Source organism: Shouchella tritolerans, assembly GCF_025770735.1.
GTDB classification, from domain to species: Bacteria; Bacillota; Bacilli; order Bacillales; family Bacillaceae_D; genus Shouchella; species Shouchella tritolerans.
Genome location: NZ_JAODPB010000002.1, coordinates 370,131 through 382,837 on the forward strand (window position 1 = coordinate 370,131; position 12,707 = coordinate 382,837).

Below are 12,707 nucleotides of genomic sequence, written 5' to 3' on the forward strand. Positions count from 1 at the left end.
CAAGCGTATAATGTGGATACGATTATAGGTGCAGTGACGGAAAAAAACAGCATTTGCCAACTGGTTTGTAGCGACTTTGGGAGGGTGGAAGCCAAAGAACCAGAAAATGTTGGAGGCGCTTCCTGAGCACATTCGGAAGAAAGAGATTAGACGCTTAAAAGGTTGAAGTCGCTCTGGCTGACAAAAATGCAGTTTGAGGCACTTATAAGCGTTTAATAAGTAGGGTGGAACCGCGGGTGAACCTCGTCCCTACGCCAATAGGCGTAGGGGCGCTTTTTTGTCTTCTGCGCTTGAAAAAGGAGGAAGTTGATCAATGAATGTACAAACAATGATTTTAACGCTCCAATCATTCTGGGCGAAACAAAATTGCATTATTTTAAACGCGTATGATACGGAAAAAGGGGCAGGCACGATGAGCCCTCATACGTTGTTGCGCACGATCGGCCCAGAACCTTGGAATGTAGCGTATGTGGAGCCATCCCGTCGTCCTGCTGATGGGCGTTATGGTGAAAACCCGAACCGGCTTTACCAACACCACCAGTTTCAAGTGATTATGAAGCCGTCACCGTTGAACATTCAAGAATTATATTTGGATAGTCTTCGTGCATTAGGCATCGATCCTTTAAAACACGACATTCGGTTTGTAGAAGACAACTGGGAAAACCCAACGCTTGGGTGTGCGGGCCTCGGCTGGGAAGTATGGCTAGATGGGATGGAAATTACTCAATTTACGTATTTCCAGCAAGTAGGCGGCATGGAGGCAACTCCCGTTTCTGCAGAAATTACTTATGGATTGGAACGATTGGCAACCTATATACAAGATAAAGAAAATGTATTTGAATTGGAGTGGGTCGAAGGGTTTACCTATGGAGACATCTTTTTACAGCCAGAGTATGAACATTCTACGTATACATTTGAAGTTTCTGATATAGACATGTTGTTTGATTTATTTTCTACTTATGAAAAAGAAGCAGAAAGAGCATTAGCGCGCGATCTGGTTTTTCCTGCATATGACTATATTTTAAAATGTTCCCATAGCTTTAACTTGCTTGATGCCCGGGGGGCCATTTCCGTAACAGAACGAACCGGCTACATTGCCCGCGTTCGTACACTGGCTCGAAAAGCGGCGCGCAAGTACTATGAAGAGAGAGAAAAGCTTGGCTTTCCTATGCTTAAAAAGGAGGACGCCCACGATGAATAAGCCATTTTTACTTGAACTAGGATTGGAGGAGCTGCCGGCTCGTTTTGTTACGCCTTCCATTACGCAGCTCGCTGAAAAAGTGCAAGCATGGCTTGATGACAAAGGCCTTTCCTATGGAGAAATCCACTCTTACGCCACGCCAAGAAGGCTGGCCGTGCTCGTTGAAAATTTGGCGGATCGGCAGCCTGATATAAATGATGAAACAAGAGGGCCTGCCTTAAAAATTGCCAAAGACGAAAGCGGCGCTTGGACAAAAGCGGCGCTTGGATTTGCGAAAGGACAAGGGGTAGAAACGAGCCAGTTGGAAATAAAAACAGTAAACGGCACTGATTATGTGTTTGCAAAAACACATAAAAAGGGTGAAAAAACAAGCGTGCTGTTGCCGGAACTTAAAGAACTAATTACAGGCTTAACATTCCCAAAAAGCATGCGCTGGAACACCTATTCCCTTCGCTATGCTCGGCCGGTCCAGTGGCTTGTCGCTCTCTATGGCGAGGACGTCATTCCTTTCTCAATTTGCGGTATTGAAACAGGTCGAAATACGACTGGACACCGTTTTTTAGGGACTGACTTTACATTAGAAAACCCATTGCAGTATGCCGACGCCCTGAAACGTCAATATGTCATTGCCGATGCTGAAGAGCGAAAAGCAGCGATTGTAAGTCAGTTAAAGCAAATGGAGGAAGAGCATAACTGGATTGTGCCAATAGATGAAGCCCTTCTTGAAGAAGTGACACAATTAGTCGAATACCCAACTGCGTTATCAGGCTCATTTGACGATTCGTTTTTAGCTTTGCCGAAAGAAGTATTGATTACAACGATGCGTGAACATCAGCGTTATTTTCCGGTGGAAGCGAAGGATGGCCGTTTGCTTCCTTACTTTATTACAGTGCGAAACGGAAATGAAGAATATATTGAAAATGTCGCCAAGGGCAATGAAAAAGTGTTGCGTGCTCGTTTGGCTGATGCTGCCTTTTTTTATCATGAAGATCAAAAGATTTCGCTTCAGGCAGCAAACGCCAAACTAGAGAACATCGTTTTTCATGAAGCGATTGGTACAATGGGCGAAAAGGTGGCCCGCATCGGCGAATTGTCCAAATGGCTTGCAGGTGAGGCGAACTTGAGTGTTCAAGCAAGGCAAACAGTGGAGCGTGCTGCCGCTATTGCCAAGTTTGACCTTGTGACTTACATGGTTGGCGAGTTTCCAGAGCTACAAGGAAGAATGGGGCAGGAATATGCGGAAAAAGCTGGCGAGACCCCCCAAGTAGCGAAAGCTATTTATGAACAGTACTTGCCTCGCTTTGCAGGTGATAAAGTGCCTGAAACTGAAGCGGGTGCAGTGTTGGCGCTTGCCGATAAACTCGATACGGTCGTCTCTTGTTTTTCCATTGGCTTAATCCCCACTGGTTCACAAGATCCGTATGCTTTGCGCCGCCAAGCGACCGGGATCATCCACATTCTCCTCCATACTAAAATGCCTTTGACACTTGAAAACATGGCCTTGCATGCCCTTGATTCCACTGCAAAAAAAGGGTTTATGACAGAAAAAGTCGAAACGACAAAGCAGGAATTACTCAGCTTTTTTGCGAATCGCTTGAAGCATGTCATGCTAGAAGCTGGCTTTCGCTATGATATTGTCGATGCGGTGCTTGCTGCTCCCCTTGTCGATGTTTATACGATGTTCGCCAAAGCAAGGCTGTTAACTGAGCGTGCAGAAGAACAGGAGTTTAAAGAAGTGACCGAAAGCTTGAGTCGGGTGACAAATTTGGCTAAAAAAGCACCAAAAGGTGGTCTCGTTTCCAAGGATCTGTTTGATAATGAAACGGAGTCACGTTTGCTTGCTGCTACACTAGAGGTCGAGTTCGGCTTGGCCGAGGCTTGGAAGAGCAAGGACGCGTTTGCTGCCTACCAAGTGTTGGCTCAGTGTCGTGACACGATCAATACGTTCTTTGACCATACGATGGTGATGGCTGACAATGAAGCAATTCGCAATAATCGCCTTGCGCTGCTTGACCGATTGGCGAAATCAATCCAGTCCTATGCTGATTTTCAAAAGATCGTCTTCTCGGCCTAAGATTATTGGCACTGGCTTAAAAAAGAGGTGAGTCCAATCGAATTATCAACTAGGCAACAGCAAATCGTCGATATTGTAAAAGAGAATGGCCCAATTACCGGCGAACATATTGCAGAACGTCTATCCTTAACGAGGGCGACTCTACGTCCAGACTTGGCTATTTTAACAATGGCTGGGTTCCTGGACGCCCGGCCTCGGGTAGGCTACTTTTATACGGGGAAAAATGAAAGCCCTGTTCTTGCCGATAAACTCCAGGAAATCAAAGTCCACCATTATCAATCTAGGCCCGTTTTAATTGAGCAATCAGCGTCTGTATACGAAGCGATTTGCACGATGTTCTTAGAAGATGTAGGCACACTTTTTATTGTAGATAGTAACGCAACTTTGGTTGGAGTTGCTTCTCGAAAAGACTTGCTGCGGGCAAGCATGGGTGGACAGTCAATTGAGTCTATTCCTGTGAGTGTCATCATGACACGAATGCCAAACATTACGATGTGTGAAAAGGATGATTCGGTAATTGAAGTCGCACAAAAGCTCATCTCCCGGCAAATTGACGGATTGCCAATTGTAAAAAAAGTAGATACTGGATCAGGTTTCGAAGTGGTGGGTCGTATTACTAAAACCAATATTACGCAGCTACTTGTAGACCTAGCCAGCAAAGACGGAATGTAACTTCAAAAGAAAAGGGGCGCGCTTATGACAAACGACACAGAACGCCTAGTTGTTTACATTGTTTCCGATTCCGTAGGGGAAACGGCAGAGCTCGTTGTAAAAGCTGCTGTCAGCCAATTTAGTGGTTCCAATGTGGAGCTTAGGAGGATTCCCTATGTAGAGGACAAAGGGACGATCCAAGAAGTGGTGCAAATTGCACGTAAAGCCAAGGCACTTATTGCTTTTACGCTTGTCGTGCCAGAGATAAGGGATTTTTTGTTGGAAAGCGCAAAGGCGGCGAATGTAGAAACGGTGGACATCATAGGACCAGTCCTTTCAAAAATTACCGACTTAACCAATGCAAAGCCGCGCTATGAACCTGGACTGATCTATCGGTTGGACGAAGATTATTTCCGCAAAGTTGAAGCAATTGAATTTGCGGTCAAATACGATGACGGCCGGGACCCCCGAGGTATTATTCTTGCCGACATTGTGTTGATCGGTGTTTCGCGGACTTCGAAAACGCCGCTCTCTCAATACTTAGCCCATAAACGGCTAAAAGTGGCGAATGTCCCTCTTGTCCCTGAAGTCGAGCCGCCGGAAGAATTGTTCAAAATCTCTTCCAAAAAATGCATTGGCCTAAAAATCAGCCCCGAGAAACTGAATAGCATTCGCACTGAGCGATTAAAAGCGCTAGGCCTAAAATCGGAAGCCAACTATGCAAACATCGACCGTATTAAAGAAGAACTCGATTATGCGAAAAAGGTAATGGATCGGGTCAATTGTCCTGTCATCGATGTTTCAAATAAAGCAGTTGAAGAAACAGCCAATTTAATTTCAAGCATGTTTCAACGAAATTAAGTATAGAGTTGATCGTTCTTACTGTTCAAATGATCCCCAATCAAGTATAATTGAACATTGGGGATTTTATCATTGAGATTCTTGTTTTTATGTATAAAACCCTAAGAGAACAAATAAATTTAAAAAGTCAAGACTTATTCTTATTTTTTTGGCAATGATAGAACTGAAGGAAGGAATAGCTGTAGCGCTTTTTTCGACACATTTTTATTTTTTTCGTCAAGGAAGAAGGAGATCTGTTGAAAATGTTGAATGATAGTGTATGGTGATTCCATCTAACACGACCGTCTACGTTGATGCGGATTCTTGCCCAGTAAAAGAAGAAGTCATTTCGCTCGCGCGGACATTCGGCAAAAAAATGGTCTTTGTTTATTCTTATGCGCATACCATGAGTTTGCCAAAGGATGTAGAAACGGCTATTGTCGATACCAGTAAAGAAGCAGCGGATCTCTATTTGCTGCAATCTGTCAACCGTGGAGATGTCTGCGTGACACAAGATCATGCGTTAGCGTCGCTCCTTCTTGTAAGAGGTGTGATCGTGTTGTCGCCGCGGGGGCATGTGTATAAAGAGGAGGAAATGCCAGCCATGCTTGCATGGAGGCATACTTCCCAAAAAGCCCGGAGAGCTGGGAAAAAGACGCGCGGCCCGAAAAAAATTTACAGCATCTGACCGCGCCGCGTTCTATCATGCTCTATATGCCGTACTTGAAAAGATAGCAAAGGAATAGAATTGTGGTGATTGCCTAGTGGCTGTGAAAATACCCGATGAAAAACTTACAGAGATCAGGGAAGCAAGTGATATTGTTGAAGTCATCGGCGAATATGTACAGCTAAAAAAGCAAGGGCGTCAGTACGGAGGTCTTTGCCCGTTCCATGACGAGAAAACGCCGTCTTTTTCTGTCTCGGAAGACAAACAAGTGTACCATTGTTTTGGCTGCGGAGCCGGCGGGAATGTGTTTACTTTTTTGCAGGAGTTAAAGGGCTGGTCTTTTTCTGAAACCGTCTCTCACCTCGCAGAACGTGCAAAAATAGCTTTGCCGCAAATGCAAAGAACAGAGACGGACAAACCTGAAGATGCGCGCATCCGGCAAATGAAAAAAGGCCACGAGCTCGCTGCCTCTACTTACCATAGCATTTTGACGCTAACAGAAGAAGGGGCCCCAGGGCGTGTTTATGCACAAGAGAGGCTTTTCACGCAAGAACAGATTGAACATTTCCGAATCGGCTATGCCCTTAATGATTGGGAAACGCTCGCTGTGATCTTTGAAACAAATGGCCTTGACTTAGCTGTAATGGCAGAATCAGGCCTTTTGGCGAAACGCAAACAAGGAAAGGGCTATTACGACTTGTTTCGTGAACGGCTCATGTTTCCGATTACGGATAGTCAAGGAAGCGTAGTGGCATTTGGTGGTAGGGCCATTGGCGAAGGCCAACCGAAGTACTTAAACAGCCCGGAAACGCCGATTTTCCACAAAGCAAAAACGTTATTCCATATGCATGAAGCTCGTCCGAGCATACGTAAACAAAACAAAGCCCTGTTAGTAGAAGGGGCATTTGACGTAATGGCTGCTTGGAAAGCTGGAGTGACAAATGTGGTTGCTACGTTAGGCACTGCTTTAAGCAGCGATCATGCAAAACTTCTTCGCCGCAATGCAGAAGAAGTCATTTTATGTTATGATGGCGACCGTGCCGGGAGAGAAGCGATTCGCAAAGCGATTCCTGTGTTGGAGGAAGCTGGCTGCAAAGTGTCGATTTGCCTACTTCCCGAAGGACTCGACCCAGATGATTATGTGAAGCAACATGGCGAAGAGGCGTTTGTGCGCATACTCGACAACGAATGCTTATCCGTAATGGCGTTTCGAATGTTGGATTTAAAACAAGGCAAGAATATGCAAAATGAAGGAGATCGGATCCAATACATCGAAGAAATCGTACAGATGTTGGCAAAACTCGAGCATTCTGTCGAACAAGAATACTATTTGCAGCAACTTGCAGAAAGTTTTACATTGCCGATGGATGTGTTGCGTCAAGAGTTAAGCCGGGCCGAACGCCTACTCAAACAAACAAAAGAGACACCCAAAGCGCTGCCGCGAGCGGAAAAGCCAGCTTCCAGCGCAAAGCAAGGAAGCCCACGGCCTGTACCAGCTCATATAAAAGCCGAACGGATCTTGCTAGCTTATATGCTCCAAGACACGGAAATGGTGTGGCGCGTCTCAGAAAAGCTAGGAACTGGCTTTAACCTCGAAGAACACCAAGCACTTTATGCGTATTTGCTTTCATTTGTAACTAGAGAGCCTGATGCGAGCATGAGACGTTTTGTAGAAAGCCTTGAAGACCGGAGGCTGGCAAAGCTGGCGGCATATTTGCTCATGCAACCATTAAAGAATGAGTGTTCAGACGAGGAGCTTACTGATTATATAAAGCGGATTGAGCAATACCCAAAATGGGTAAAACTGAAAGAACAGCAGCAGGCTGCGCGGTTTGAACAAGACCCTATCCGGGCGGCAAAACTGCAAATGGAGTTGATTCGCTTAAAAAAAGAGCTCCAAAGCCAGTAATGTATGGTTTAATTTTGGAAGGAGGGGATCGAATGGCTGACAAACCGTTGCGTCCTGTAACAGAAGGTGACCTTACCATCGATCAAGTAAAAGAACAACTGGTGGAAACTGGGAAAAAGCGTGGTACATTGACGTATGCCGAAATTACAGAGAAAATGGCTGCGTTTGAACAAGATTCAGACCAAATGGATGAATTTTACGAGTATCTTGGCGAACAAGGCGTGGAACTTTTGAACGAAAGCGAAGACGACGTACCATCGCTTGCACAAGTAGCAAAAGACGAAGAAGAGTTTGATTTAAATGATTTAAGTGTCCCCCCAGGGATTAAAATAAATGACCCAGTCCGCATGTATTTGAAAGAAATTGGCCGTGTTCCATTGCTTTCAGCTGAAGAAGAAATCGATTTGGCTAAACGAATTGAACAAGGCGACGAAGAGGCAAAGAAACGGTTAGCGGAAGCGAATTTGCGCCTCGTTGTTTCAATTGCAAAACGTTATGTTGGCCGCGGCATGCTATTCCTTGATTTAATTCAGGAAGGCAATATGGGCTTAATTAAAGCTGTTGAAAAGTTCGACTATGACAAAGGCTTTAAATTTAGCACATATGCAACTTGGTGGATTCGCCAAGCGATCACACGAGCGATTGCAGACCAAGCCCGTACGATCCGTATTCCTGTGCATATGGTCGAAACAATTAATAAGCTGATCCGTGTACAACGCCAACTTTTACAAGACTATGGGCGCGAGCCAACTCCAGAAGAAGTCGGCAAAGAGATGGATTTAAGCCCTGACAAAGTAAGAGAGATTTTAAAAATTGCCCAAGAGCCTGTATCGCTAGAGACGCCAATTGGCGAAGAGGATGATTCCCATCTAGGCGACTTTATCGAAGACCAAGAAGCTCTAGCGCCATCGGATGCGGCCGCGTACGAGCTGTTGAAAGAACAACTCGAAGATGTACTCGATACGCTAACCGATCGTGAGGAGAACGTATTGCGCTTGCGTTTCGGGCTTGATGACGGCCGGACAAGAACGCTTGAAGAAGTAGGCAAAGTGTTTGGCGTTACGAGAGAGCGAATTCGCCAAATTGAAGCAAAAGCGCTCCGCAAATTGCGCCATCCAAGCCGCAGCAAGCGTTTAAAAGACTTTCTTGATTGATCAATGATATCGCTGATCGTTTGGCTTGCCCCTTTGCAAGCCAAACGATTCATTTTGCTTACTTCCTATTTTACTGGGTATGAAAGGGAAATGCAAATCGCCATTTGAAATTTTCTTAATAGTATCATCTGGCAAATTGTTGGTTTTTCAATTAAAATAGGGACGAGCCCTTTTCAGAAGTGCCCATATACAGTAAACTAAAGAAGATTCGTGCTTTTTTACATAAGAAAAAGACCTCTAACTTAGAAAGGAGAGCACTTTTAATGAAAGGACGCCCATTAATCCCTTTTGCCATTATTGCATTGCTTGGTGTCGTTTTAATGGTTGCGCTTTCAGGCGTTGGCAACCATTTGCGCAACATTGCTGAGGAAGGCGGGGAAGGGACACAAGAGGAAGTCGTTATAGATGATCCAATCGAATACGGCGAAACAGTTGTCTCACAATCGTGCATTTCCTGCCATGCTAATGATTTGTCAGGCACCGGAAATGCTCCGGCTATCAATAATGTAGAGGGACGTTTGTCTCACGAAGAAATTGTTGAAATTGTCACCAATGGGCTTGACGGCGGCATGCCGGCCTTTGGAGGCCAATTGCAAGAGAATGAAATTGAAGCCGTAGCAGATTATTTGCTTGACGCTTCACAATAAGAGCAGGGGAAACCTTGCTCTTTTTCCATTTCGCTTTAGCGTTCTTAGGAACGGTTAGAGGTTTATCGTAATCCGTATATATTGGGGGTTCCAAGATGAATGACAGACAGCTATCCTTACGCCTTGAGCGGGTAGCCTCCTACCTATCCCATTTTAAGCGAATTGCAGACATCGGTTCAGATCATGCGTACCTCCCTTGCTATCTGGCATTGCGGTGCCCTGGTCTGTTTGCGATTGCTGGCGAGCTGAATGAAGGGCCTTATCAATCCGCTTGTGCGCAAGTGAGGCGCTCAGGTCTTTCTGATGCGGTAGAAGTCCGTAAAGGAAATGGCTTAGAAGTGCTTAATAGCGATGATGACGTTGAAGCCATTGCTATTGCAGGAATGGGCGGGCCGTTAATTGCTTCGATTTTAGAAGATGGCAAAACAAAGTTGCGAGGTGTTCAAACCCTTGTGCTTCAGCCCAATATTGCAGCCCATGCAGTACGAGAGTGGCTTTCAGATCATGAATTTTCGATTTCGGCCGAGGAAATCATAGAGGAAGACGGCAAAATATATGAAATCATTGTGGCAGTGCCAGAAAAAGATCCATCGCATCTTACAGAAGCAGACTTGCTGTTTGGCCCGATTTTGCGACATGAGCAAGCGCCGGCTTTTCAAAAAAAGTGGCGTCGTGAACAACATAGCTGGCTTCAAGTATTAGAGGAGCTTAAGAAAGGGAAACAGACAAAAGAAATGGGCGAAAAACAAAGAAAGCTTGAAAGAAAGCTGCAGCTTGTGAAGGAGGCATTGGAAGAATGAAAAACACCATTGTAGCAAATACGCTTATCCAATACTTTGAGTCGTTTGCCCCAAAGTCATATGCGCTTGAAGGCGATAAAAACGGTTTAATGGTTGGGTCACTGAAAAAAAAGGTCAAAAAAGCAATGGTCGCCCTTGATGTACTGGAAAAAACGATCGATGAAGCGATTGAAAAGAACGTTGACTTTATCCTAGCCCACCACCCGTTATTGTTCCATCCTCTTAAGCAAATCGATGTGGACACGCCGATGGGGAGAATGATAAAAAAAGCAATTGAACATGAGATCACCATTTATGCTGCCCATACCAATCTTGATGTTGCTGAAGGGGGCGTTAATGATTTGCTTGCAGAGCGTCTTCAATTCAAAGATAGCAACGTGCTGGCGCCGACCTATACAGAAACATTACAAAAGCTCGTAGCTTTTGTTCCTTCTTCCCATGCCAAACAAATCCGTGAGGCACTTGGCGCTGCTGGTGCTGGTCACATCGGCAACTATAGTCATTGTTCCTTTTCGGCGGAGGGAATGGGGCGTTTTCGACCACAAGAAGGTGCCAACCCTTATATTGGCACGGCAGGGAAAGAAGAAGAAGTGAGCGAAGTTCGCATTGAAACCATTGTGCCTGCCCATTTGAGCGGCAAAGTCATTGCTGCTTTGGTTAAGGCGCATCCATATGAGGAACCTGCCTACGACTTGTATCCACTTGACCAACCACAAGGGCAACGGGGGCTCGGTCGTATCGGAAAAGTGGAGGGCGACCATACGCTAGCCTCTTATGTTGAATTTGTTAAACAGGCGCTAGGCGTAAAAACCGTTCGTGTTGTCGGTGAGTTGGATACGAAAATTAGAAAAGCGGCTGTGCTCGGAGGCGATGGCAATAAGTATGTGATGCAAGCCAAACGAGCGGGAGCAGACGTGCTCATTACTGGAGATTTGTATTACCATGTTGCTCAAGACGCGTTAATGGCGGGCATGTGTGTCATTGATGCTGGCCATCATATCGAGGCAATTATGAAAGAAGGTGTTGCTGAAAAAGTAGCAGCATTATTGAGCGCAAACGGCTACCAAATTGACATATTCGCTTCTGCCCAAAGTACAGAGCCATTTCAATTTTTATAAGAACGTAAAAAAACAAGCAAGCCACGCTAAAGCGCGGCTTGCTTGTTGGCGTTATTTTTTTACACGCACTTTTGGAAGGATTTTTTCGATCGGCACTTTTTTCGTTGTGTCCCATGTAGATTCATCATTTGGGTCATAGTTTTCAATAAAGGTAATCACTTCTTTTGTAATCGGCGTCGGTGTTGAAGCGCCTGACGTCACACCGACTTTTTTGGCGTCTTTGATCCACTCTAGCTTCAGTTCAGACAAATCGCCAATGCGGTAAGCGGGTGTGCCGGCAATTTGCTCGGAAACTTGCGCCAACCGGTTGGAATTGTTGCTTTTAGGATCGCCGACGACAATCACAATGTCGCATTGAGAAGCTTGTTCAGCGACCGCTTCTTGGCGGACTTGCGTAGCCAAACAAATTTCATTGTGTACTTCTGCATTTGGATAGAGCTCCATTGCACGCTTCATAATATCGGCTACATCCCATTGACTCATTGTCGTTTGGTTGGTAATAATAATGTCGCGGTCATCCAATGTGAGCTGCTCAAGATCTTCCATTGTCTCAACAAGATGCACGGAGTCAGGAGCGACGCCCATTGCCCCCTCTGGCTCAGGATGGCCTTGTTTGCCGATGTATATAAACTGATAGCCTTCTTCGGCTTTTTCCCGTATTAAATCATGTGTTCGGGTTACGTCGGGGCATGTCGCGTCAATACAAGTCAGTCCTTTTTCTTTAGCGAGGCGACGAACTTCGGGCGATACACCGTGCGCTGTGAAAATGACCGTTCCATGAGTGACGTTTTTCAAAATTTCAAGACGGTTTGGCCCATCTAGTGAAATGATGCCATCTTCCTCAAACGCGTCCGTCACATGTTGGTTATGGACAATTTGCCCCAGTATATATAAAGGTCTTGGTAAGTCCAAGTTTTGCGCTGCTTGTCTCGCCATCACCATTGCATCCACTACGCCGTAACAATACCCTCTTGGCGAAATTTTTAAAACGTCCATTAATTTAGTGGCCTCCTAAAAAAACGGGGCTACTTACTTTCTGAAAAAAGTGAGAGCCCTGTTTTGATGATTTCTCTTCTATTGTAATGGAGATCAAGGAGCCTGACAATCAGGAAGCCTTATGAATTCGTAGAACAATGACGGCTTAATTGGCTGTATCGAGCAAATTGTTGTCAATAAATTCATACGCTTGTTCTTCCGAAAAATCTTGGACTACCACAAGTTCGCTTGCTAACACTTGCCGTGCTTTTTGCAAATGGTGGCGATCCTGAATGTGGAGTCCGTTTGACCGTTCTGCCTGTTTCTTCGAGAGTGACGACACTAAATGAGCAGCGTCGATAATGCTGCCTGTCTTTAGTAAATTTTCCGTATCTCGAGAAAATTGACTTGTTGAAGGTGGCGTATCAGGACCGTTTTGCAATGCTTTTGCGACCTTTTCAAGATCAGAGGAGGGAATGACCTTTCGGAGCCCTGATTGCTCAATTCGAGATTCAGGAAGCATAAGCGTTATATCTACCAATGGGAAATGAAGGATGAAATACAAATGCGTCTCACCCAATACATTTTTCTCCTCCACATCTTGGATCGTCCCTGCACCATGGTAGGGGTAAACAACTTTGTCGCCAACTTTAAACATGGACATTCCTCCA

General features: G+C 45.2%; 12 protein-coding genes. 10 read left to right on the forward strand and 2 right to left on the reverse strand.

The genetic code is table 11. From position 1 onward, the window contains the following. Positions 1–313 precede the first annotated feature (313 nt). From glyQ to N6H06_RS08185, 10 genes are all read left to right on the forward strand, one after another. Positions 314–1,201, forward strand: a complete 888-nt coding sequence (gene glyQ, locus N6H06_RS08140) for a glycine--tRNA ligase subunit alpha (RefSeq protein WP_062747307.1) — start codon at positions 314–316, stop codon at positions 1,199–1,201. Next, positions 1,194–3,275: a glycine--tRNA ligase subunit beta gene (gene glyS / locus N6H06_RS08145; RefSeq protein ID WP_263706026.1), complete on the forward strand. Its 2,082-nt coding sequence runs from the start codon at positions 1,194–1,196 to the stop codon at positions 3,273–3,275. Before glyQ ends, glyS begins: the two co-directional genes overlap by 8 nt. Before the next feature lie 27 nt (positions 3,276–3,302). Then, positions 3,303–3,947, forward strand: coding sequence for a helix-turn-helix transcriptional regulator (locus tag N6H06_RS08150; protein ID WP_062747303.1), 645 nt, complete (start codon positions 3,303–3,305; stop codon positions 3,945–3,947). Between the two features lie 24 nt (positions 3,948–3,971). Further along, a complete protein-coding gene (locus N6H06_RS08155; protein ID WP_062747302.1) occupies positions 3,972–4,787 on the forward strand; it encodes a pyruvate, water dikinase regulatory protein in 816 nt (271 codons plus the stop codon). A gap of 259 nt (positions 4,788–5,046) precedes the next feature. Beyond that, complete coding sequence (locus N6H06_RS08160; protein WP_263706027.1) at positions 5,047–5,454, forward strand: DUF188 domain-containing protein; 408 nt, start codon at positions 5,047–5,049, stop codon at positions 5,452–5,454. Between the two features lie 76 nt (positions 5,455–5,530). Continuing rightward, on the forward strand, positions 5,531–7,342 hold the full coding sequence (dnaG, locus tag N6H06_RS08165) for a DNA primase (RefSeq protein WP_263706028.1): 1,812 nt from the start codon (positions 5,531–5,533) through the stop codon (positions 7,340–7,342). A gap of 32 nt (positions 7,343–7,374) precedes the next feature. Beyond that, positions 7,375–8,496 (forward strand): RNA polymerase sigma factor RpoD, encoded by a 1,122-nt coding sequence (rpoD, locus tag N6H06_RS08170; RefSeq protein WP_011246534.1) that lies wholly within the window; start codon positions 7,375–7,377, stop codon positions 8,494–8,496. Between the two features lie 263 nt (positions 8,497–8,759). Further along, positions 8,760–9,143, forward strand: a complete 384-nt coding sequence (locus N6H06_RS08175) for a c-type cytochrome (RefSeq protein WP_062747296.1) — start codon at positions 8,760–8,762, stop codon at positions 9,141–9,143. A gap of 95 nt (positions 9,144–9,238) precedes the next feature. After that, positions 9,239–9,943, forward strand: coding sequence for a tRNA (adenine(22)-N(1))-methyltransferase (locus tag N6H06_RS08180; RefSeq protein ID WP_263706029.1), 705 nt, complete (start codon positions 9,239–9,241; stop codon positions 9,941–9,943). Further along, on the forward strand, positions 9,940–11,061 hold the full coding sequence (locus tag N6H06_RS08185) for a Nif3-like dinuclear metal center hexameric protein (RefSeq protein WP_062747292.1): 1,122 nt from the start codon (positions 9,940–9,942) through the stop codon (positions 11,059–11,061). The genes N6H06_RS08180 and N6H06_RS08185 overlap by 4 nt, the downstream gene beginning before the upstream one ends. A 51-nt stretch (positions 11,062–11,112) precedes the next feature. Here the strand turns inward: N6H06_RS08185 and N6H06_RS08190 are convergent, their stop codons facing one another. Together N6H06_RS08190 and N6H06_RS08195 are read right to left on the reverse strand one after the other, a co-directional pair. Beyond that, positions 11,113–12,057, reverse strand: coding sequence for a 4-hydroxy-3-methylbut-2-enyl diphosphate reductase (locus tag N6H06_RS08190; protein WP_062747290.1), 945 nt, complete (start codon positions 12,055–12,057; stop codon positions 11,113–11,115). A 145-nt stretch (positions 12,058–12,202) separates the two neighbouring features. Beyond that, positions 12,203–12,694 (reverse strand): CarD family transcriptional regulator, encoded by a 492-nt coding sequence (locus N6H06_RS08195; RefSeq protein WP_062747288.1) that lies wholly within the window; start codon positions 12,692–12,694, stop codon positions 12,203–12,205. Between the last annotated feature and the right edge of the window lie 13 nt (positions 12,695–12,707).